This is a genomic window from Pannonibacter sp. Q-1, from assembly GCF_054073275.1.
Window position 1 is genome coordinate 714,650 of the sequence record NZ_JBSXNB010000001.1, and the last position, 21,058, is coordinate 735,707.

At 58.8% G+C, this 21,058-nt stretch carries 19 protein-coding genes, 1 tRNA gene and 1 pseudogene; 14 read left to right on the plus strand and 7 right to left on the minus strand.

Annotated features, from left to right (window positions below; all coding sequences use genetic code 11):
• The first annotated feature begins 11 nt into the window (after window positions 1–11).
• The 8 genes from ACVNHC_RS03280 to ACVNHC_RS03315 all read left to right on the plus strand — a co-directional run bounded on the left by ACVNHC_RS03280 (window position 12) and on the right by ACVNHC_RS03315 (window position 6,323).
• On the plus strand, window positions 12–392 hold the full coding sequence (locus ACVNHC_RS03280) for a magnesium transporter (protein WP_457166417.1): 381 nt from the start codon (window positions 12–14) through the stop codon (window positions 390–392).
• A 32-nt stretch (window positions 393–424) separates the two neighbouring features.
• A complete protein-coding gene (locus ACVNHC_RS03285; RefSeq protein WP_457166418.1) occupies window positions 425–1,339 on the plus strand; it encodes an AraC family transcriptional regulator in 915 nt (304 codons plus the stop codon).
• A gap of 117 nt (window positions 1,340–1,456) precedes the next feature.
• Window positions 1,457–2,206, plus strand: coding sequence for an SDR family oxidoreductase (locus ACVNHC_RS03290; protein WP_457166419.1), 750 nt, complete (start codon window positions 1,457–1,459; stop codon window positions 2,204–2,206).
• Between the two features lie 454 nt (window positions 2,207–2,660).
• Window positions 2,661–2,930 (plus strand): plasmid mobilization relaxosome protein MobC, encoded by a 270-nt coding sequence (mobC, locus tag ACVNHC_RS03295; RefSeq protein ID WP_457166420.1) that lies wholly within the window; start codon window positions 2,661–2,663, stop codon window positions 2,928–2,930.
• The gene (locus ACVNHC_RS03300; RefSeq protein WP_457166421.1) at window positions 2,927–4,198 is read left to right on the plus strand and encodes a relaxase/mobilization nuclease domain-containing protein; all 1,272 of its coding nucleotides are present in this window, start codon (window positions 2,927–2,929) and stop codon (window positions 4,196–4,198) included. Before mobC ends, ACVNHC_RS03300 begins: the two co-directional genes overlap by 4 nt.
• Before the next feature lie 24 nt (window positions 4,199–4,222).
• Window positions 4,223–4,714, plus strand: coding sequence for a hypothetical protein (locus ACVNHC_RS03305; protein ID WP_457166422.1), 492 nt, complete (start codon window positions 4,223–4,225; stop codon window positions 4,712–4,714).
• The gene (locus ACVNHC_RS03310) at window positions 4,711–4,944 is read left to right on the plus strand and encodes a hypothetical protein (RefSeq protein WP_457166423.1); all 234 of its coding nucleotides are present in this window, start codon (window positions 4,711–4,713) and stop codon (window positions 4,942–4,944) included. The genes ACVNHC_RS03305 and ACVNHC_RS03310 overlap by 4 nt, the downstream gene beginning before the upstream one ends.
• A complete protein-coding gene (locus tag ACVNHC_RS03315; RefSeq protein WP_457166424.1) occupies window positions 4,941–6,323 on the plus strand; it encodes a type IV secretory system conjugative DNA transfer family protein in 1,383 nt (460 codons plus the stop codon). The genes ACVNHC_RS03310 and ACVNHC_RS03315 overlap by 4 nt, the downstream gene beginning before the upstream one ends.
• Before the next feature lie 13 nt (window positions 6,324–6,336).
• Here ACVNHC_RS03315 and ACVNHC_RS03320 read toward each other — a convergent pair whose 3' ends face one another.
• The 5 genes from ACVNHC_RS03320 to ACVNHC_RS03340 form a co-directional block, all read right to left on the minus strand.
• Window positions 6,337–7,524 (minus strand): patatin-like phospholipase family protein, encoded by a 1,188-nt coding sequence (locus tag ACVNHC_RS03320; protein ID WP_457166425.1) that lies wholly within the window; start codon window positions 7,522–7,524, stop codon window positions 6,337–6,339.
• Window positions 7,514–9,760 carry a ThiF family adenylyltransferase gene (locus ACVNHC_RS03325; RefSeq protein WP_457166426.1) on the minus strand — a complete coding sequence of 749 codons (2,247 nt, stop codon included), beginning with the start codon at window positions 9,758–9,760 and terminating at the stop codon, window positions 7,514–7,516. The genes ACVNHC_RS03320 and ACVNHC_RS03325 overlap by 11 nt, the downstream gene beginning before the upstream one ends.
• Window positions 9,757–10,920, minus strand: a complete 1,164-nt coding sequence (locus ACVNHC_RS03330) for a hypothetical protein (RefSeq protein ID WP_457166427.1) — start codon at window positions 10,918–10,920, stop codon at window positions 9,757–9,759. The genes ACVNHC_RS03325 and ACVNHC_RS03330 overlap by 4 nt, the downstream gene beginning before the upstream one ends.
• Window positions 10,921–11,056: 136 nt before the next feature.
• Window positions 11,057–12,112, minus strand: a complete 1,056-nt coding sequence (locus ACVNHC_RS03335; RefSeq protein ID WP_457166428.1) for a Fic family protein — start codon at window positions 12,110–12,112, stop codon at window positions 11,057–11,059.
• A gap of 440 nt (window positions 12,113–12,552) precedes the next feature.
• On the minus strand, window positions 12,553–13,233 hold the full coding sequence (locus ACVNHC_RS03340; RefSeq protein WP_457166429.1) for a hypothetical protein: 681 nt from the start codon (window positions 13,231–13,233) through the stop codon (window positions 12,553–12,555).
• Between the two features lie 226 nt (window positions 13,234–13,459).
• On the opposite strand from ACVNHC_RS03340, the gene ACVNHC_RS03345 reads away from it, so the two are divergent.
• Both ACVNHC_RS03345 and ACVNHC_RS03350 read left to right on the plus strand, forming a co-directional pair.
• Entirely contained in the window at window positions 13,460–13,795 is a 336-nt protein-coding gene (locus ACVNHC_RS03345) for a hypothetical protein (protein ID WP_457166430.1), read from the plus strand.
• Between the two features lie 59 nt (window positions 13,796–13,854).
• Window positions 13,855–14,550 (plus strand): annotated as a pseudogene (locus ACVNHC_RS03350) (recombinase family protein); the annotation flags it as partial.
• A gap of 754 nt (window positions 14,551–15,304) precedes the next feature.
• Here ACVNHC_RS03350 and ACVNHC_RS03355 read toward each other — a convergent pair.
• Window positions 15,305–15,381 (minus strand) — tRNA-Arg (locus ACVNHC_RS03355).
• A 482-nt stretch (window positions 15,382–15,863) separates the two neighbouring features.
• Complete coding sequence (locus tag ACVNHC_RS03360) at window positions 15,864–17,381, minus strand: sensor histidine kinase (protein ID WP_123193526.1); 1,518 nt, start codon at window positions 17,379–17,381, stop codon at window positions 15,864–15,866.
• A 389-nt stretch (window positions 17,382–17,770) separates the two neighbouring features.
• Here ACVNHC_RS03360 and rpmH point away from each other — a divergent pair, with 389 nt between their 5' ends.
• From rpmH to yihA, 4 genes are all read left to right on the plus strand, one after another.
• Window positions 17,771–17,905, plus strand: coding sequence for a 50S ribosomal protein L34 (gene rpmH, locus ACVNHC_RS03365; protein ID WP_026355454.1), 135 nt, complete (start codon window positions 17,771–17,773; stop codon window positions 17,903–17,905).
• 65 nt (window positions 17,906–17,970) lie between these two features.
• Window positions 17,971–18,402: a ribonuclease P protein component gene (gene rnpA / locus ACVNHC_RS03370; RefSeq protein WP_019963379.1), complete on the plus strand. Its 432-nt coding sequence runs from the start codon at window positions 17,971–17,973 to the stop codon at window positions 18,400–18,402.
• Between the two features lie 9 nt (window positions 18,403–18,411).
• Entirely contained in the window at window positions 18,412–20,223 is a 1,812-nt protein-coding gene (gene yidC / locus ACVNHC_RS03375) for a membrane protein insertase YidC (protein WP_050472183.1), read from the plus strand.
• 114 nt (window positions 20,224–20,337) lie between these two features.
• Window positions 20,338–20,979 carry a ribosome biogenesis GTP-binding protein YihA/YsxC gene (gene yihA / locus ACVNHC_RS03380; protein WP_050472184.1) on the plus strand — a complete coding sequence of 214 codons (642 nt, stop codon included), beginning with the start codon at window positions 20,338–20,340 and terminating at the stop codon, window positions 20,977–20,979.
• Window positions 20,980–21,058: the final 79 nt, after the last annotated feature.

Consider the following 21,058-nt stretch of genomic DNA (forward strand, 5'->3'; position numbering starts at 1 on the left):
CCGCCTGGCGCATGGCCGCCTGCGCCGTGCTGGGCGGGCTGATCGGCGCGCTCCTGCCGTTTGCCGCACGCCGCACCGGCACGGATCCGGCCACGCTGAGCCCGCCGATGATCACCTCGATCATGGATCTGCTCGGCGTCCTCATCTACTTCGGCCTCGTCTATGCCTTCCTCGGGCATATGCTGGTTGGGTCATGGGCCTGCAAGACAACGGCTGCGGACAGCGCGCGCGTTCCGGACACCTGGCTCTTTGGGACAGGCCGGAGCACGGGTGCTGAAAATGGGCAAGGCGGTAAAATCTTCTTCCCTTACGAGACGAGCATGTCCGCCTATCGCGGGGTCAGATCGGACGTTCCATCAGGCGCTGGACTCGACCTCCTGGACGATCCATAATTCTCTTCCAGAATAAACTACGGACCGTCCAAGTGGACCCGCTCAGCGATGTGATAGCCTTGCTTCGGCCGAACACGGCCATCTCCAAGCCCATCTCAGGCCGGGGTGCTTGGGCCGTGCGTTACGCCGCTCATGATGCCCCTGGGTTCACGATCGTCCTGAACGGCGAATGTTGGGTCACGTTCGAGGATGAGCCCCCACTGAAGCTGGAAACGGGAGCCTTTTTGCTACTGCCCACCACGCCAGCCTTCACGCTGAGCAGCCAACCCGGCATGGAGGGAGCGCTGCGTGACCCGATGGATGCCCCCGTCCGCCACGGCGAACAGGAAGGCGAAGCGGATTTCAGGGCGCTGGGTGGAACCTTTCGCATCGAGACGGCGAATGCGCCGCTGCTGCTCGCCCTGCTGCCGCGCATGATCCATGTGCCGCCGTCCGAAGGCCGATCGGCACGGCTCGGCCTGCTCATCGATCTCATTGCGGAGGAATGCCGCAGCGAAGAGCCGGGCAAGGACATGATCCTCCAGCGCATGCTCGAGGTTCTTCTCATCGAGGCGCTTCGCTCGCATGGTACGGCGGTGGATGAAAACCGGGCCGGTCTGCTTCATGGCATGCGCGATCCTGTGCTGGCGCGCGTGCTTGCTGTCATGCATGCTGATGTGCGTGCCGGCTGGACGGTAGCAAGTCTTGCCCGCATTGCCGGGCAGTCGCGTTCAGCCTTTGCTGCGCGCTTTGGCGCCGTTCTTGGCTGCGGGCCGATCGAATATCTGGCCCGCTGGCGGATGGCTCTTGCGAAAGACGCACTGCTGCGCGGCACAAAGACGCTCGACCGGATTGCCGATGAGATCGGCTATGAATCCGCCAGCGCTTTCAGCACTGCCTTTCGCAAGCGGCTCGGCTGTCCTCCGGGGCAATTCGCCAGGATCAACGGCAGTAGCAATCACGCCTGAAGCCAAAAGCATGCAGCTTCAGTATGGACGATTGAGCAATATTTATGGACTTTGGATTATGTATCGTCTCTCGTACTAAAGTTATCAAGGAACCATCCGAAACGAATGGAGGTTCCCATGCAAACGATCCTGATTACCGGTACATCCTCGGGCTACGGCCTGGAAACGGCACGCCACTTCCTCGACAAGGGGTGGACTGTCATCGCCACGATGCGCCGCCCTGACACCAGCCTTTTTCCTGCTTCGCCGCTGTTGCGTCTCCTGCCGCTCGATGTGACAAGCGATGAAAGCATCGCGGAAACCATCGCCGCCGCCGGCCCTATCGACGTGTTGGTCAACAATGCCGGCATCGGTGTGGCCGGCGCATTCGAGGCGACGCCCATGGCACATGTCCGCAAGGTCTTCGCTACCAACACGTTCGGCGTGATGGCGATGTGCCAGGCGGTCATTCCGCAGATGCGCGAACGCCGCTCCGGTGTGATCGTCAACGTGACATCGAGCGCGACGCTGGCCGCCATGCCACTTGCTGCGGCCTACACCGCCAGCAAGCAGGCCATCGAGGGCTTCACCGGATCGCTCGCGCATGAGCTTGGCTGCTTCAATGTCCGGGCGAAACTGGTGGAACCAGGTTATGCCCCGACGACGCGCTTTGCACAGAATACGGATGTGCGGATCGAGGATCTGATCCCGCCAGCCTATGCCGGTTTTGCAACACCCATCTTCGAGGCTTACGCCTATCCCGCCATGACAACCAAGGAAGAGGATGTGGCCCGGGCAGTCTGGAATGCCGTCTACGACACATCAGGCCGCCAACAGTTTCCGGCCGGTGCCGACGCGGTTGCGCTCTACGACGCCCGGCAAGGGTGAGGCCGAAGGCCCAATCACAATCCGGCATCGGCCCACCGGCCGGTGCCACTTGTTTTTCGATAGTTCTCAACATCCGGGGCGTGCGAACTTTTTCCCGCCGGATGCCGCCGTTTTTATGTTCTGAGCAAGCAAGTATGGATATGAAGATCGGCCCCGGTACACGATAGGCAATTACTTTCGCATGATATCGTGCAATCGGTGAGAAAATGGCGCGCCTTGAGGGCGCGACTTCGAACGAATTATTCGAAGTTTTAGCCGATTGGAACACCCATCTTGAGCACCTGAAGGCTGGCAAGCCTCCGGTGCCACCATGTCCCTAGATGGCACTTTCAATCACAACGCCGCGACTGTCCCTCCTAAAGCGAAACGCCCCGCCCCCTTTTCAATAAGATTGAGTGAAGAGGAACGCGCCCGCTTAGCTGTGGAGGCTGCGGGCGCTCCGCTGGGGGCGTACATGAAAGCCAAAGCGCTTGGGGCACCCTTGCGCTCCCGCCGAACAGGCCTCGCGGTCGAAGACCGCGTTGCATTGGCGAAGGGCCTCGCCCTGCTCGGTCGCTCCCGGCTTGCCAATAATCTCAACCAACTCGCCCATGCCGTGAATATCGGCTCGCTACCGATGACACCGGAAACCGAGCAAGAACTGTTCACCGCGCTGCGCGACGTCCGCGAGTTGCGGCGTCTGTTCCTGCTCGCACTCGGGCTCAAGCCGGAGGATGCGCCATGATCCTCAAAGGCTCTCAGCGCGCGGGCGGCGCAAATCTCGCCACTCACCTGCTGCGCACCGATGACAACGAGCATGTCGAGTTGCACGAAGTGCGCGGCTTCGCCTCGAACGATTTGAAAGAGGCGTTCAAGGAAGTCGAGGCCATCTCGCGCGGCACAAAGTGCAAGCAATATCTCTTCTCACTCTCGTTCAGTCCGCCTGAAGGTGAGCGCGTGCCGGTCGGCACCTTCATCAACGCCATCGACTGCGCCGAAGAGCGCCTTGGCCTTCAAGGACAACCGCGCGTCGTGGTCTTCCACGAGAAGGAAGGCCGCCGTCATGCGCATTGCGCCTGGTCGCGCATCGATGCTGAGACCATGACGGCCAAGCAGATGTCTTTCTACAAGACGAAGCTGCAATCCCTCTCCCGCGATCTATACCTTGAAAACGGCTGGAAGATGCCGCGCGGGCTGGTGAATGCCGCCGAACGCAACCCGACCAACTTCACGCTCGCCGAATGGCAGCAAGCCAAGCGCCAGAATATCGATCCGCGTTGGCTCAAGGCCACCCTGCAGGAATGCTGGAACAACTCGGACGGACGCAAGGCGTTCGAGCATGCCCTCGGTGAACATGGCTTCCACCTCGCGCGCGGTGACAAACGCGGATATGTCGTGGTCGATCATTCCGGAGAAGTCCATTCGCTCACGCGCATGGTCGGGGAAAAGACCCGCGACGTTGCCGGACGCCTTGGGAGCGCCGAAGCCCTCAACAGCGTAGAAGCGACCAAGGCGTCCCTTGGCAAGACGATGGTTCCGGCGATCCGCCGCCATGTCGAGGAGTCGCGTGCGCAGTTCCGCCAGCGATCCGCGACGCTCGCCCACTACAAAATGGAAATGACGCATCTGCATCGCGACGCACGCGCGAAGCTGGATGCTCGCCAGCGCACCGAATGGAACGAAGAAACACTGGCGCGCGCCGCGCGGCTGCCGAGCGGCCTGCGCGGACTCTGGCATCGGCTGACAGGCCGATATCAGGAAGTCCGGCGTCAGAATGAAGATGAGGCCACGCGTTCTCGCGAGCGTCAGGCCGATGAGCGCCAAAAGCTGATCGAGAAGCAGCTCGAACAGCGCGCTATCCTTCAGGCGCAATTCAAAGACCTTCGCAAGCGACAGGCCGAACAGCTCCTGGAGCTGCGCCGGGATGTTGGCCGCTTCCTGTCCTTCGCGCGCAGCGAGACCGGGCGCAGCTTGTCGCGTGGTTCCTCCATCGGGCTCCGGCTCGAACGATAGCGCTCATTCAAAGGGAGATATCTCATGGCTTCGAACAATCATAACGACGAGAAAACAGTCGTCCTGCTTATCTTTGGCGCGATCTGGGCGCTCGTGCTTGTCGCCTTTGCTCTGTTTGCCTTCATCGCATTCGTGCTGACGATCCTCGCGATATGTGCCTGGAACAAGCCACTGCATCCCGGCAAGCTCTCTATCGAACCCGAAGAAGCGCGCGCCTTTGTTGGGCGCGGCCTTGTTGGCATGTGGATCGTGCCCGCGTTCGCCCTGTTCGTGAATGTGTTTCTGGGCGTTCACATCAACTGGGGCTACCTCAGCCACATGATGGTGATCGGATACGTCGGCGGGTCTGTCGGCGTTCAGTTTCTGCTGGTGGACGACAATGAAGGCGCGCCCGCTTCAGCGCCGCTTCGTGAAGAAGTCCTGCCGCCACCTTATAGCCAGCAAGCGTTGCCGCCCGCCCCGCGAGAACCGTTCAACTATGCCAGTTGGGACGATGAAGAGGAGAACCGCCGGTGAGCGCCTTCTCTCGAATCATGGAAATCTACAATTTTGCCTGGATGCTGGAATCCCATGCAGCGCAGCGGCTCGCCTGGCGCGATGCCGAGGAAATGCGGGTTGCGCGCATACGGGCCGAAGCTCAAGCCAGCGCCCAGCTTCAGGCGATGCTGGACGCCAATCCGAGCGGTCAACTCGGCAATGCCGCGCTCGATGACGAACAGACAATGCGGGATTCCGGGTTGCTATGAGCGCACTCATCCCGGCCTATCGCAACATCCGGCGGGGCATTGAGCTGGGTTTCTTCAAAGGAAGCCCAGCCGTTTATGACGGCACTGAGCCGGTTGCCATCGATGCGCAGGCAGGTAAGGGAAAACTGACGCGGTTTCTTGGCGTCAACCTAGTGTCGCCCAGAACCGCGCATCTCTCGAAGATCATTACCGATCCCAAAGACGCCGAACTCGCCTGGGTGTCTTGGAAGACATTAGAGCGGCAAGGGTATCGCGTCCGCTTCATCAATCCCGGCGGGCTCCACGGCTATCCATCTGATTCCTTCAACATGAACACGCGGCTGCTCGAAGTCGCGGCGCGTCCCGAATTGCGATCTATCGTCGGTGAGATTGCTTACGATGCCGCGAGCTATCTGGTGCCGGTCGAGGCGCATTCATCGCATCGCTGGATTGGACAGGGCGTGCGCACCATGTTCGCGCTCTACAACAAAATATCGGCGCTCTATCCCTCCTCGCGTTGGTCTTGCACGCCGGGCGGCCTGTGGGACTTCTTCGGTCGCGGAGAGAAAGAAATACAGCAAGACCTGCTCGTCTGGGCCGCTGACGGTCGGATGCAGGATGACTCAGGTATGTGCAGGCAACTCGCCGCGCTGACCAAGTCCCGTGACCAGTGGAATGCCTACTCCTCGCTCATCATCGAGCGTTTGCAAGGATATCAGCCCGGCACGGCTGGCCGCGCCGCGACGGATCGCAATAGCTTCGACCCTGCCGACATGAAGAGCGAGCGCACCGCGCTCTTCATCATCGGATCGGCGCGCTCGGAAACCAGTCGCACCTTTGTCGGCGCGATGGCCGCCGCCGTCATTGAACGCTTTGCCGATGCACATGGGCCGCTGCGCGCCCTCGTCATCGGCGAGGAATGGGGGCAGCTTTACGTCTCCAACTTCCATGAAATCCTCACCCTCTATCGTCAGGGCGGGATCAACTTTCTGGGCGTGTTTCAGAACGCCGCCGCGCAAATTGAAAGCCGCTACGGGAAAGAGACGGCACGCATCTGGAAGAAGGCCGTCGCGCACACGATCTATCGCGGCCTTCCCGATACAGAGACGCTACGCGATATCGAGCATCGATCTGGCCGCACCTCCGTCATGGTGCGCGGTTTTAACGTCAACATGAACCAGGTCAGTGGTTCTGGTGATAATCTCGGCGAGCAATCGCGCCCGCTTCTTCAGGTCGAAGACATTCGCCGCGCTACGGGCGGCGACAAGGGTCTGCTCGATTCCCGCGATCACGGCTTCTTCACCGTCGATATGCCGAACTTTTGGGAAAGGTCCGAACTAGCAGGTCTGCTGCGCGATGTACGGGAGAAACCGGAAAAATATGCGTGGCTTACCACTTAACTTAACGCTTAGGTCAGTTAGAAATCGTGGCAAGATATCTGTCGACAATGATCTGCGTAAGCTGCTCGCCACGACTGGCAAGCAGCTCCAGGCTTTTCTGAGACATTGGGGCAAAATCAGTCGGATAATCCTTCACCTCTTCTCTCCGAACGAGGTCAGCGGGAACTGTCGGAAGGCGACTATCCTGCTGGCCTAAGTAAACCATCCCAAAGCCCTCTAAATCCCCGGTCTGAACGTACTTATGAAGACGACCATAAACCGCGTCCTGTGCTTTGCGATGGACTGCTCCGAAAGATCGAACAACTCGACCTAACCACCAGTAGTGTTGCTCTTCACCCTCGAACTGGCCACCACCTGCGTTGAGGCTAATGACATGAGTCACGGGATAAGCGTGGGCGTAATCATGGGATCGTCCTGGCTCCACAACCGCCACACCGAGGTTGTCATACACGCCCCCATCAGTAAGGGAGACAGTATCCAGTCTCCGAAAACCTTTCTGTTCAAATTCGAAAGTTTCGATAAGTGGCGGCAGCAAAATAGGGAACGCGGCAGAAGCAGCCACGGCTTTTGCTACCAATGGTGATTCACCTACTATATCCCCATAGCGCCAACCGCCTGATCTCTCAGAACCGAAGCGAAAAGCCGTCCCAGTGCGGAGGTCGCAAGCATTTATGATCGCGTGTAGCCCATTTCGTCCCACTTCATTCATGCGACGATTTCCAAAGAGCGTCCGAGCCAATGCGGCCTCGAAAGCAGTCGTGAGGCTAGCCCAAATAGGAAGCTTTCGTGAAAGCGAGCCTAACCAGCGCTCTAGCGGCATTAAGGGCAACCCCAGCCAACGGCGCGCGCGAGCTATCACAAATCCAAGAACCGCTATTAAAAATGAAAGCCCACCAGTCACCAACAATGTTGCAACTATTCCAACAATTTTGCGACTACAGAAAACGTCACGCGCTATTTCCCACTGTAGTCCACGGCGTAGTATTTTGACGATTTTATCGTCAAATTCTTGGAAGCTAGTTTCGCTGTACGCCCAAGCCGCCCCGATCACGCTGCCGCCGGATACAGTCGAAAGCACTTTGGCCCTCTCTAGGATTCCATGATCATGTAGCGCCCTCAAGCATCCAAGGTGAAATGCCATGGCTCTGGCGCCCCCCCCCGAAAGTGCAATTGCGATATATGGGTTCTGGCTACTTGGCATAGTCGGACCTTTGGAACACCGTCGAGGAGACTAAGGGCAACTTCGATGATCCTCCTACTATCATCATGAGAAAATTTCGGCCCAGGAAAGTTGAGTCTTGACCGAGAAGCTCTTTCATTGCTCCCAAATCTGTTGTGCTAGGGACGGGTATGCCTTCCGGATGGGTGTGCCACATTCCCATGAATGAAACCGAACCTGTCGTTCGTGCTACTTTCTCGTCATTCATTTCAGCCACACCGGCCGTTCCGCATACGAAGCCTTCTGGCGAGGCTACGCTGTCTGGCGGTGGACCGCTTACCTCGTCAATCCAGATGACTTTTAGCAGATCGTCGATTTCGCCAAAAAGCACGCCACCAGTTTCAACTTTTCTCCCGCGGACCCGCTCTGACCGGCGAACCCAAGATAGCAATGTTGCGAAGGCTTCCTTACGGAGGCGTATTTGAAAGCCATGACGACGGTCGGGGACGATCAAGTACGGCGACCACTCTAACTCAATCTCACGAACCTGCGCGTTGAGGTTTTCACCTGACAGATTTAATGCAAAAGCCCTTGGTGCCACGGCGTCCTTAGACAACCATACAGCCGCGACGTTTGTCATTCTTGACGTTACGCTGAGTACGTCGGCGTAAGACCCCCGAAATGTCGGGCTAGAGCAACCGGGCTCGGGCTGAAATGGTTGACGACGACTTGCTTGCGTTGGCCAAAATTCCTCTAGATAGGCATGTCCATTTCCGGAGTCGCCCAACGACAACTTGGTGCGCCTGTCCACATCTAAGGACATTCCGACATGCGATTTCTTTACAAGGGTCAGAAGGCCATAATCGGCATTGTGGCCAAGGACCATGGTGATGATAGGCGAATGCTCTTTCGGCGTATGACGGAAATGTAACTCCAGGGCCGTCGAGACGGATCGAGAGGCGGTGGCGTCAATAACAATGTCCACCCCAAAAAGCTGGTCAAACTCGTCCTGGCTTCTTAGCACGTTGAGGACGTTTCTATGATGTGCTGTTATCTCTATGTCTGAACGAATGCCGATCAGTTGAACGCGCAACGCACTGCACTTTGTGTAGCCGATCTGCCTGCGATCAAAGCCCTGCCTAACTAGAACGCCAGGTGTAACAACTTTGTTGTCATACAGTTCGAGACGATCAACCCCGGCCCGTACCAATATGGCGGCGACTGCACTACCGATCGCACCGCACCCGAGAACAGCAATTCTTTTTCCTTTCCAAAAAGCGGACGAGGATTGGGAATCGCGACGCTCCACTATTTCGGGCCGATCCTCAAGAATCGGACACCATTCAACTTTTGCACTAGCAGCCCAAGAGTAGAAAGCCTCAACATCTTTGGGCTCGTCGGGCGTCGTCGCCATAACGGCGTCCCGCAACAATTGGCTTTGGTCAGGGTCGATCTTCCAGCATGCCAAGTGCTGACGCATCTCGCCGCCGACGATACCGCGCATTGCCGCACCAAGGATAAAGAACGACGGCTTCCCCTCTGGCGTGCTTAAGGCCCCTAGGTTGACAATAGTATGGATAATATCCAGCGGTAACCCGCGCGCCACCAAGGCTTTGATGAGGTCAATCATTGTGGCAGGATATTCATGAGGCATTGTCGTTGAGAGAAGGATCGCACTCGCGATCCGACCTTCCGGGCGATCATCCCCGTAGGCAAACCAATCACCTAGCTCTGCGGAAACCTCGCTATCCCGCGTTACCTGCACGAACCCGCCCCAAAATGAATGGGACGGCGTTGGCGTATTTACAGTTGGCACAATTGAGTAATTGCCGGTTGTATAGGCGACAGGAGGATGCAGCGGCATTCCTACTGGATCGAGTTCGTTTGCAGCTCCTGCCCTTAGCCAATCGTCAATGCGCTCTATAAAACCAAACATACCTTGGGAAGGCACCCACTCGACTTCTGGTGCTTGATACAAGCAGATCGAGTCGCCCCACTGAACGTGTGCAAAGTCGGCATAGCGCTTGTGTATGAAGTAGGCGTCTGGTTTTGATAGTGGGAAATGTGAGGGAACGGTGATCCGCAAGCGCTCACGTGCCTTTAAGGGTATCCCGCCTTCAGCACGTGCGAAAGCCCGACAGTCAACGGAGACTGTGAGCGTTAATACACCGCCTTCTGCAGCAGGTTCTTCAACGCTACAGACTTCTAATGCGCCATTTGAAACTCTCGCAATTTCATTGAGTTGATCTAGAGCCCAGCTCTGCCCCTCTGAACTCATACGGCACCAAAGCCGACTTTAGTCGCAGGCGGTGTATTGGTTCCTCTCGCTTCTGCTACAGCGGCCTTTAGTGTGGTCTCTGCACTTTCAGACATCTCGTAGTCAGCAATATCCAACGTGATCCCGTCTTCGGTAACGCTGAATATGATCGGCTGCACCTGCTCGGGGGTACTAACCTCTCCTGTGCAGAGAAATTTATCATTCATGATTTCTTCATAGCGGTTCCGCGCCCTGCGATGTGGTGGATTATCGCCGGAGCTGTTCGAGTGAGGAAACTCGTTGGAGCTGGCGATAATATAACCTGGTGAGAGCTGGCTTTCCGCAAATTCAGTCATGACGTCGTCCTGCAGAACATCGTCTTCATACATCGCCTTCTTCGAGCAATGATGCGGAGACAAAAGAACGTTCCACTCTAGCTTATCCTCGTTGTCGTGAGCGTGTGTTTGTTCAAATATTTGCATAAGCGTCGGATATGAAAGATCGCCAAGAAAAAGTCCCTTCATGACATTTTCTTGCGAGCCAATGGTGACGCGCATCGCCAAACTGGTCTCATTGCGAGCGTCTGCTAACCCATCCTTAAATGGAGCGTGCACAAACACATGAAAGCGGTCACTTGCGTCCACGCCATCTAGCATCGTGATGCTTTGGCCGGGGCGAGTATAAAATTCGTCTTGAGGAAAACCCTCGTAACGCTCGCCTGGCTCAAACAGGTTGCTGTAACCGATGAGACGAACGCGATCACCACTCCCGGGGTCACCACTTTCTTCAATACTGCGCTTGGCGCGCCGATGAGCTTCTTTTCTGAACGCAATTGCATCGTCAGACAGATCGCATTCATCCTCGTACTCCCTGAAGATTCGGGGAGTGTGCCAAATTTCGCCAATTGTCACTCGGTCGAGCAAATCGGTGAAACCGCGACAATGATCAAGATCGGGATGGGTGAGAATAAAACAAGAAAGATAGGGCTTCCCATCGCGTTCGGGAAGTTTGGCGACAAGCTCATCGACGATGGGAATGTGCTCGTTGCCTTCCTCATCAGCCATCTGCTTGTCGTTAATGTCTATCTGAACGACTTCCTCCTCGCTCACAACTATTGTTGTCGTGTCGCCAGTACCAACCGGCCAGAATATGAACGAAGGTCCTTGAACTTCTGCGAACATAGCTTCCCTCCAATGTGAAATGTTGCCCTGCAATTTAACCGCTTGTTAAGTACTTAGACCATGATCGGAGCGTTTTAATAGGAAAAACTTCGGTCGGATTATGCAAACGTTTACATTCTGCTTCGCTCAGGACCCGCTAGCCCCGTGTGTACCAGGTCGCTCGCGCCTTCCCGTGCCTTTTGATCCGGCCAGCCTCGACAAGCTCCCGCAGCCGTACTTTGAGCGTGTTACGGTTGGCCCCAAGCTCTCGCTCGATTGCCGCCGGTGTCAGCCGTTCATGGGATTTGAACAGCGCTAATATCTGCATGGAAAGCTCTGGCAGTGCATCGTCCGCGCTTTCCTCCTCCCGCTCTCGGTCGAGGCGTTTCGCCAGGCTGTCCTTTTGTTTCTTTAGGGCGCGAAAGAAAAATCCCAGCCATGGCTCCCAGTCTGGAGCCTCGCCTTTGAGCGTGGTTTGTGTCCGCCGCAGGGCCTTGTAGTAGAGGTCCTTATTTTCCTCGATCACGCGCTCCAGCGAGGCATAGGGCACATAGACATATCCAGCCCGAAGGAGAAGCAAGGTGGTCAGGACGCGCGAAAGCCGTCCATTGCCGTCCTGGAAGGGGTGGATCGCCAGAAACTGGACAATAAAGACCGCGACGATCAGCAGCGGGTGCAGGCTTTCTTCGTCGATGGCTTTGCGGGCCCAGGCAACCAGCGCTTCCATATCGCGCGGCGTGTCGAACGGCGTTGCCGTCTCGAATACGACGCCGAGCTCTTTGCCGTCCGCGTCGAAGGCCACGACATCATTGCGCAGGGTTTTGTAGGAGCCGCGATGCCGCTCATCTTTCACACTGTGACGCAGCAGGGTCTGGTGAAGCTGGAAGATGTGGTTTTCGGTCAGGCGCAGATCATCGAAAGCCTGAAAGACAAGGTCCATCGCCTCGGCGTAACCGGCGACCTCTTGCTCGTCCCGCGTGTTGAAGGACTGCATCTTGATGTTGGAGAGAAGCTCTTCGACCTGCGCGTCGGAAAGCTTTGCCCCTTCAATGCGTGTGGATGAGCCAACGCTTTCGACCGTGGCGACTTTGCGCAGCGCGTCCAGCCGGTCAGGTGAAAGCGTTTTCAGGGCATCCCATCGCCCCTTAAACTCATCGATTTCAGCGATGAGTTTAACGAGGTCCTGGGTTAATATGATCTTCGGCTCCCTCATAATCGGGTCGCCTTTATATCCAATTCCATACCCGATTATACCCGATTATACCCGATAATGCATCAGCATTTTTCCGGGCCGCCGAAGCGCACAAATCAACCAGGCCGAGATAGGAGGCATCCAACCGGCGGACGGTTGGTCTGGTGTCCACAGGGCAGGAACGCCCTTTGGTCGTATCCATGGGCGAAACCCATCGGCGAGGGTTCCAAGGGCGGCGGACGCCCATGGTTGTGGTCCAGCGGCAATCACGCCTGGTCAGGGTCAAGGTCTTGGACAGGGCGGAACGCCCTCCATCCAAGCGCGATGAAACGGCGAACGTTTCGATGGCGCAATGAGGCTCGGTGCCGCAATTTCGCCACGGCCTGGGGGATGCAACGGGGGCGCGCAGCGGCCCCCTTGCCAAGATTGCGGGTACTACCCCGCACATCTTGCGAAGAGCGCTATCTCTCCTTCTGTGGCAATCCAACCTCCACCCTGAACGCTTCAAGTTGATCCACCATGCGCCTGTAAAGGGTCCGAGGTGACAGCGGTGTCTCGGCTTCAAGATCGATTGCTCCACTGCGTTTTCGTACCGCGTCCAGAGCAGTTGTCACCGTCCGGTAGTGCATGATCTGTAGGTATGGCAGAGAGACGAAGGGCTTCTCCCGAATGCCCGATACTGCATAAAAGGCACGCGCGCCGTCGGCTTCTCGGACGATCATTTCAGCCAGGCCGCGTGCGTGGTCCTGGTCCGTCTCGTCCAGGTTGGCGCGAAGCGCTGCCGGGATCGGACATTTCCGGCACAGGCGGCTTTGCCTGTTGCCGAGCGCGTAATTCCGTTGGCAGAAGCGGTCGAAGTAACAAGTCGCGATTGGCTCGGCCAATGTGGTCAGGTGCAGATCGATGGGCGTGGCATCGTAAAGCGACGCCGTGCGCATCTGATGCCAGATCGAGAATTGCGGCTCTGCGAGTTCGTCGCGTATCGCGATATAGACAGCCCGCGCGACCCTTGGGCTGACACGAGCAATCGCGGCAACCTCTTTCACAGGTAGCCCGATGCAAAAGCCATAAAGCAGAGCATGAGCTGCCTCCGTGGAGAACCGCACATTCAGCATCAGGCGATTGCCATGCATGAGCGTCAATAAATCTGATCCCCCGCGCCCTGCTAACTTTCTGAAACCTAACGCCCAGACCAGGCAACACCAGCAAAAACTGATTAGTTTGCCCTGTCGCTCCATTGCGGCGGGCATTTTCATAACCAACAATCGGGCAAGCAACTGAATGAATTAGGAATGATTTCCTTGTTTGCTCGCTAAATGTTCTATATTATCAGCACAGCTTAAAGAAGAGCTGGAAAGGAGGCTGAAGATGAGCGGGATCGATACAATAGATAATAACAGCAAGGCCGAGCTGATTTCTTCGGCTTCACTGGCTCCGGCGCTCGCCCCAGCCCCTCAGTTTGATCCTGAGGATTATCGGGCGGATATCGCTGATCTTGCTATGACCGAAGAACAGGAGGTCGAATTCCTCCATACGCTTTGGTCGATCATGGGGCACTTTGCCCGCCTCGGTCATTCGGTCGATCTCTGTGGACTGATCTTCGCGGAGTTTAACGAGGCGTCCGCCTCCGCTCCTGAAAATGGTACGCTGCTTCCATCAACCAACATGGAGAGCGCATCGAAACCTGACGGAGGCAGCGCATGACCGATTCAAACACTAAGCCAGCCGTAATCTATTGTCGCGTCAGCGAAGAGAAAGCTGGCATGCGCGGGACAAGCCTGCGCTCACAAGAAACCACCTGCCGCGAGTATGCGCGCTTCGCCGGTTTCGATGTGCACGAGGTCTTTACAGACAGCATGACCGGCGGTGTCACTAACCGCCCCGGCATGGGCGCGATGGTGGCGTTCCTCAAGAAGAACCGCAGCGCAGGATATACCGTCATCATTGATGCGATTGATCGTTTCGCGCGCGATATTCGCGGGCATTGGGATTTGCGCGATCTGCTCCGCGAAGCGGGTGGCAGGCTCGTCAGCCCAAAGATGGAATTCAATGACGACGCAGACTCGATGATGGTCGAGAACATTCACGCGACCTTCGCACAGCACTTCCGCCAAAAGAATGCCGAGCAGACACTGCGCCGCATGAAGGCGCGCTTGATGAATGGCTATTGGCCGTTCCAGGCACCTGTCGGATATGAATACTATTCGGTGAAGAATGGCGGGCGCATGCTGCGCCGCTGCGAGCCCGTCGCGTCGGTCGTACAAGAAGCGTTGGAAGGCTTCGCCTCCAACCGCTTCGAGACAGCGGCGGACGTGATGCGCTTCCTTCAGGACAATCCTCTCTTCCCCAAAGACACGCGCGGCATCGTGCGCCATCAGCGCGTCTCGATCCTGCTGCGTAATTGTGTCTATGCCGGGTATGTCGAAGCGCCGAAGTGGGACATTCCGCTGCGCGAGGGCCAGCATGAGGGCCTGATCTCCTATGAGACCTTCAAGCGCATTCAGGACAAGCTGAACGGCAAAACGACAGCGCCGCGCCGCCAGAATGTGAGCGAGGACTTCCCGCTTCGCGGTTATGTGCTCTGCAATGACTGCTCGACGCCACTGACGGCCTGCTGGTCAAAAGGCCGGGTCAGTCGCCATCCTTATTATCTCTGCCCTCAGCGTGGCTGCGCGAGCTACGGCAAGTCGATCCGCCGTGATCAGATTCATGGCGAGTTCGCAGCGCTGCTTCACGCAGTGCAGCCGAATGAGAAACTCTTCCATGTCGCTGAGCGCATGTTGCGCAAGTGGTGGGATGGTCTCTCGGCAAACTCGAAGGACCAGGCGAAGGCGCTGCAAGCGCACATCGCGAAGATCGAACGCGATGTCGATAAACTGCTGGAGCGAATCCTTGATGTGAGTGAGCCGCGCGTCATCGCGAAGTTCGAAGAGCGCATTCGCGATCTCGAAGATGAGAAGATCATTGCGAAGGAGCGCGCGGCGAAATCGTTGCGCCCTGCCAGCAACTTCGACGATACACTTAGAACCGCGCTGACCTTCCTCGCAAACCCTTGGAATTTATGGGCTTCCGAGGACTTCGATGGGCGTCGTGCGGTACTGAAATTGATGTTCGCAGAGCGTCTTCGTTATGCACGAAATGAGGTGTTTAGAACCGCAAATTTGACCTTACCATTCAAAGTCTTAGGCGCTTTTGAATGTGGTGAAAACAAAATGGCGCGCCCGAAAGGATTCGAACCTCTGACCCCCAGATTCGTAGTCTGGTGCTCTATCCAGCTGAGCTACGGGCGCGCAGTGCCTGTGTGAGGCAGTGTCTGGTTGCTGGACTTGCGGATATACCTGCAAGGAAACCAAACAGCTGTTCGTTCACCGCGTTGCCGCGGCGGCTGCGAACGAGGGGGTATCTACCGGCCTCCCGAGAGGATTGCAAGGGGCGTTTTCGAGTTTTTTTATCCGGCGCTGAAAAACCGCAGACTCCTGCGGTGAAAACTTTGCAGAAAGCCTGTGCACGGCGGTGGATAACATATCCGGCAAAGGGCCCCGCCCCCACGCCGCATCAAACGCCTTCAGAACTGATTTGAACTGTGGGCGGGAGGAGCCCCTGTGCCCGCCAGCCAAGGCTCTGCCGGATAGTAAGGACGGCGAAAACACCGTTTCACCGCACCCCGCGTCTCATACCAAGGCTTTTGATGCTGACGCATCACGCGCTGAAAAGACTCAGGCACCAAACGGGCTTGAGAAGCTCCCGGCCTGCCGGGCTCGCCGGCAGCGGGTCACGCCTCCGGCGCGGCACGCTGGGGCAGCTGGATGCAGAATGTGGTGCCGGGCCCGGTGTCTTCCAGCACGAGGCGGCCGCCATGGGCGCGGACGATTTCAAGGGCGATGGCAAGGCCCAGGCCGGTGCCACCGTTCTTTGCCCCGCTCTGGAAGGCCCGGAACAGGCCGGCACGCACGGCAGGGGGAATGCCCGGCCCGGTATCCCTGACGCGGATAAGGCATTCGCCTTCAATCAGCGCCGCTTCAATGGTCAGGCGGCAGACATGGGCGGCATCCGCACCGGCTTCCATCGCCTGCACGGCATTGCGGCACAGGTTCACCAGCACCCGGAACAGCTGCTCCGGATCTGCCTCCAGCTCGAAGCCTTCGGCCACGCGGCTCTCGAATTCGATGCCCGGATGCTCGGCAAGCGCCAGCAGCTCGGCCACGTCGCTCACCACCCGCTCGAGGCGGATCAGGCGGCGGCGCGGCGGCTCTTCCCGCGCCTTGCCATAGGCCATCACGGCCTGGGTGTAGCCAACCGCACGGTCGAGCGTCGCCAGGATCTTCGGCACCAGCCGCTTCACGGTCGGATCGGGCACATGCTCGATACGCTCCATGAACAGCTGCGCCGAAGCCAGAAGGTTGCGCAGGTCATGGTTGATCTTGGAGACGGCAAGGCCCAGGTCGGCGAGCCTCTGCTTCTGGTGCAGGGCGCGGGAAAGGCCCCGCTGCATGTCAGCCAGCCGCTTTTCCGCATCGCCGATCTCGTCGTCACGTCCGCCCGGCACAATGATGCGCGCCGTATCCTCGGGATCTTCGGCAAAGCGGGCCATGGACGCCGACAGCCGCTGCAGCGGGCGCACGAACATCCAGCGCAGCGCCAGATAGACGAGGCTGGCCGTGATCACCGAGATGATCAGCGTCAGCCCGAGAATGCGGCCCGAGAAGGCGAGCATGTCCTTGCGCAGCATGGCGACCGGAAGCACGATATCCACCTTCTGCACGTCATCCCCGGCGCTGGAGCCCATCGGCAGCGGCTGGCTGACGCGCATCAGGCCGGAGCCATCGGAGAACAGCACCTCGACACTGTCGCGGATGGCACTCCAGGGCGTCTCTTCCTCCATGTCGATGACATAGCGGATCTCCTCCGGCAGGCCGCTCATGGCGATCAGGCTGCGGCGGCCCTTGTGGGTGAGAGAGATGGCGACGGCCCCCGTCACCCGCATCAGCTCTTCCTGCAGGCGCGGGGCGATGGTGTTGGTTTCGGACAGGACGGCGGCGGCCACACCGGCGGTGGTGAGCTTGTCCTTCAGCCATGTGCTGCGGAAGTTGGCGACTGACGGCACATAGACAAAGACTTCCGACAGCATGACGAAAAGCACTGTCAGAAGCAGCAGTTTGCCGGACAGGCCGGCCGAGCGGCGCCGGACAGCCCCTCCTGCGGGAACAGGAGCAGGCGGAACGGCAGGCAGCCCTTCACCGGGGGGCGGAGTGGCCCCTCCGGACGCCGTGGGCGGCTGTTCGTGCTTCATCACTCTGCTCCAGCGCCCCTCATCCGCCCCAAGCACCTGCTTCTGCTTTATAACCCGGCACAGGCGTCATGTCAGCCACCCCGCCAGCAAGCCGTTGCGCAGTGGCGATTCCCCCGGCCGGCGGACAGGTGCAGGGTAGCATGGACCCGGCGGAACCTGAGCCAGCTGTGCAAATCCTGCCTCCTGCGGCCTGCAGGCAGGGCAAAGCCATGCAATGGCGCGGGAAAAGGCGGTTCTGCGTTGACTCACCGCCAGAGCCCTCGTATAAGCGCGCTCGACTCGGACCGGCATCCGGCCTGTCTCATGGAGCAGGCTTGCCTTGTGGCGGCAGGATGCATCCAGCCTCAAGTTTCAAATAAAAGGGCCGCGCGACGGCGCGGAATAGAAAAATGAAGCGTACGTATCAACCCAGCCGCCTCGTCCGCAAGCGCCGTCATGGCTTCCGCGCACGCATGGCGACCAAGAATGGCCGTCTGGTCCTGTCCCGCCGCCGGGCCAAGGGCCGCAAGAGCCTGAGCGCCTGATAGCGCCCTGCAGCGGCGCTTCGGACCACCCTTTCGAGGCTCTGGATTTCAGAACGCCGCAGCACATGAAAACTCTTAAAAAGCGCTCCGAGTTTCTGGCCGTCGCCAAAGGTGGACGGACAGACCGGCGCGCTTTTGCGTTACAGGGCCTGAAACGCGCGGATGAAGGCCCCGCCCGCGTCGGCTACACGGTGACCAAAAAGACCGGCAACGCGGTCGAGCGGAACCGGATCAAGAGACGGCTGCGCGCGGCTGTTGCGCAACTTGAGGACGAGACCGTACCATCCGGTGCGGATTTTGTGATCATCGGACGCCGCGCCGCGCTGAATCAGCCCTTTGCAGATCTGGTCAGAGAGCTTAACTCAGGGCTCAAGCCTGCTCTGGAGCGCAAGGGCAACGGATCATGGCAGGGCCGCCGTGACAACCGCAAGCCAAAGGCAGGCGGGCAGGCACAAGGCAAGGAACCCGCACAGGGGTCAGGACAGAGACAGGGGTAACCGCAGCTCATGGCTGACAACCGCAACACATTCATCGCCATCGCGCTGTCGCTGGTGGTCCTTCTCGGATGGCAGTATTTTGTCGCCCGGCCGCAGCTGGAGCAGGCTCAGCAGGCCGCGCAGCAGCAGGCCGAGGCACAGCAGGCCGGCACTCCGGCACCCGGCGCAACGCCCGGTGCCGCACCCGGCACGGCTGGCGTCCCCGGTTCTGCAGGTGAAGCCACCGGCCCGCTCAGCCGTGAGCAGGCGATTGCAGCGGCACCGCGCGTTTCCATCGAGACACCGCGCCTGAGCGGCTCCATCAGCCTGACCGGTGCCCGGGTCGATGACCTGCGCCTGAAGGACTACCGCGAGACGGTTGACAAGGGCAGCCCGCTCATCACCCTGTTCTCGCCCAAGGGCACGCAGGGTGCCTTCTATGCGGACAATGGCTGGGTGGCGGAACCGGGCGCACAGGTGAAACTGCCGGGTGCAGACACGGTGTGGACCGTTGCGGGCGAAAGCAATCTGACCCCCGGCACGCCGGTCACCCTGACCTGGGACAATGGCGAAGGCGCCGTGTTCAGCCGCACCTTCTCCATTGACGAGAACTACATGTTCAAGGTCACCCAGTCGGTGACCAACAACACGGGCGGCGATCTGACGCTCTATCCCTACAGCCTGATTGTCCGCAACGGCACGCCGCACACCGAAGGCTTCTACATCCTTCATGAAGGCCTGATCGGTGTGACCGGTGACGAAGGCCTGCACGAGATCAAGTACAAGACCATCGCCGAAGACGGCAAGACCATGCCAGCCAAGGCAAACCGAGGCTGGGTTGGCTTCACCGACAAGTATTGGGCGGCAACGGTTGCGCCGGAGCCGGGCACCAGCTTCCAGCCGAGCTTCAGCTACAACAAGGCCACCGACAATTTCCAGGCCGATTACCTGGGCGACGCGGTTTCCATTGCGGCCGGCAGCACGCAGGAAGCCAGCACCTATCTGTTTGCCGGTGCCAAGGAAACCAAGCTGCTGGCCTCCTATGAGGAGAGCATCGGCATCGACCGTTTCGATCTCCTGATCGACTGGGGCTGGTTCTACTTCCTGACCAAGCCGATGTTCTATGTCATCGACTGGCTGTTCCATCTGGTTGGCAACTTCGGCATCGCCATCCTGCTGGTGACGGTTCTGGTCAAGGCGATCTTCTTCCCGCTGGCCAATAAGTCCTATGTCTCCATGAGCAAGATGAAGCTCGTGCAGCCGCAGATGATGGACATCCGCGAGAAATACAAGGACGACAAGGCCAAGCAGCAGCAGGCGCTGATGGAGCTGTACAAGACCGAGAAGATCAACCCGCTGGCGGGCTGCCTTCCGGTTCTGATCCAGATCCCGGTGTTCTTCGCGCTCTACAAGGTGCTGTTCGTCACCATCGAAATGCGCCATGCGCCGTTCTTTGGCTGGATCCGTGACCTTTCCGCCCCGGATCCGACGACGATCTTCAACCTGTTCGGCCTGATCGACTGGACGCCGCCACATCTGCTGATGCTGGGCATCTGGCCGATCATCATGGGCATCACCATGTTCCTGCAGATGAAGATGAACCCGGCGCCGACCGACCCGGCCCAGCAGATCGTCTTCACCTGGATGCCGGTGCTCTTCACCTTCATGCTGGCCTCCTTCCCGGCAGGCCTGGTCATCTACTGGGCCTGGAACAACAGCCTGTCGATCACCCAGCAGTACATCATCATGCGCCGCCAGGGCGTGAAGGTGGAACTGTGGGGGAACCTCAGGGAGACGTTCAAGCGCAAGAAGGGCACACCCGAAGCGGAAAAGAAGAGCTGATCCAGCCTTCTTCAGCACCAAAGATCAAAGGGCCTGCCACACGGCAGGCCCTTCTGTTTGCCACATGCTCAACCTGCGCTCGACGGCGCGGCCGCAGCCAGCTAAAAGCACATCATGACCGACTTGCCCGAATATACCGACGAACAGCTTGAAGCCGGCCGGCTGATGTTCAACCGCCCCTGGACCTTCCAGACCAGCGTTGCCGACATGCGCCAGCTTCCGGCCTCGCGCGGCACGGAAATCGCCTTTGCCGGGCGCTCGAATGTGGGCAAGTCCAGCCTCATCAACGCCCTGACCGGCCGCAAGGGCCTTGCCCGCACGTCCAACACGCCGGGCCGCACGCAGATGCTGAACTTCTTCGGCGCCGAGGGCGCCAGCGTCACCGTGGTGGACATGCCCGGCTATGGCTATGCCCAGGCGCCGAAGGACATGGTGGATGCCTGGACGAAGCTGGTGTTCTCCTACCTGCGCGGACGGCCGAACCTGCGCCGCGTCTTCCTCCTGATCGACAGCCGCCACGGCATCAAGGACAACGACCTTGAGACCATGCAGCTGCTCGACAAGGCGGCCGTCGTCTATCAGGTGGTTCTCACCAAGGCGGACAAGATCAAGCCCGGTCAGCTGGCCACGCTGATGACGGCAACAGCCGAGATCCTGCGAAAGCGGCCGGCGGCACACCCGGTGCTCATCCCCACGTCCTCCGAAAAGGGGCTGGGCATCGACCTGTTGCGTGCGGAAATCTGCGCGCTGCCCTGAAGCATGCGCCGGCCCAAGCTCCGAATGAAGCTTGCGTGTCCGCTCACGCGATCCGTTGAGATACCCGGCCAAACCGGCT

What these genes read in the sequence shown, in the direction of transcription:
- ACVNHC_RS03280 (WP_457166417.1), top strand. Translation starts at nt 12, where the DNA reads ATGGCCGCCTGCGCCGTGCTGGGCGGGCTGATCGGCGCGCTCCTGCCG.
- ACVNHC_RS03290 (WP_457166419.1), top strand. Translation starts at nt 1,457, where the DNA reads ATGCAAACGATCCTGATTACCGGTACATCCTCGGGCTACGGCCTGGAA.
- mobC (WP_457166420.1), top strand. Translation starts at nt 2,661, where the DNA reads ATGAAAGCCAAAGCGCTTGGGGCACCCTTGCGCTCCCGCCGAACAGGC.
- ACVNHC_RS03300 (WP_457166421.1), top strand. Translation starts at nt 2,927, where the DNA reads ATGATCCTCAAAGGCTCTCAGCGCGCGGGCGGCGCAAATCTCGCCACT.
- ACVNHC_RS03305 (WP_457166422.1), top strand. Translation starts at nt 4,223, where the DNA reads ATGGCTTCGAACAATCATAACGACGAGAAAACAGTCGTCCTGCTTATC.
- ACVNHC_RS03315 (WP_457166424.1), top strand. Translation starts at nt 4,941, where the DNA reads ATGAGCGCACTCATCCCGGCCTATCGCAACATCCGGCGGGGCATTGAG.
- ACVNHC_RS03320 (WP_457166425.1), bottom strand. Translation starts at nt 7,524, where the DNA reads ATGCCAAGTAGCCAGAACCCATATATCGCAATTGCACTTTCGGGGGGG.
- ACVNHC_RS03325 (WP_457166426.1), bottom strand. Translation starts at nt 9,760, where the DNA reads ATGAGTTCAGAGGGGCAGAGCTGGGCTCTAGATCAACTCAATGAAATT.
- ACVNHC_RS03330 (WP_457166427.1), bottom strand. Translation starts at nt 10,920, where the DNA reads ATGTTCGCAGAAGTTCAAGGACCTTCGTTCATATTCTGGCCGGTTGGT.
- ACVNHC_RS03335 (WP_457166428.1), bottom strand. Translation starts at nt 12,112, where the DNA reads ATGAGGGAGCCGAAGATCATATTAACCCAGGACCTCGTTAAACTCATC.
- ACVNHC_RS03345 (WP_457166430.1), top strand. Translation starts at nt 13,460, where the DNA reads ATGAGCGGGATCGATACAATAGATAATAACAGCAAGGCCGAGCTGATT.
- ACVNHC_RS03360 (WP_123193526.1), bottom strand. Translation starts at nt 17,381, where the DNA reads ATGAAGCACGAACAGCCGCCCACGGCGTCCGGAGGGGCCACTCCGCCC.
- rpmH (WP_026355454.1), top strand. Translation starts at nt 17,771, where the DNA reads ATGAAGCGTACGTATCAACCCAGCCGCCTCGTCCGCAAGCGCCGTCAT.
- rnpA (WP_019963379.1), top strand. Translation starts at nt 17,971, where the DNA reads ATGAAAACTCTTAAAAAGCGCTCCGAGTTTCTGGCCGTCGCCAAAGGT.
- yidC (WP_050472183.1), top strand. Translation starts at nt 18,412, where the DNA reads ATGGCTGACAACCGCAACACATTCATCGCCATCGCGCTGTCGCTGGTG.
- yihA (WP_050472184.1), top strand. Translation starts at nt 20,338, where the DNA reads ATGACCGACTTGCCCGAATATACCGACGAACAGCTTGAAGCCGGCCGG.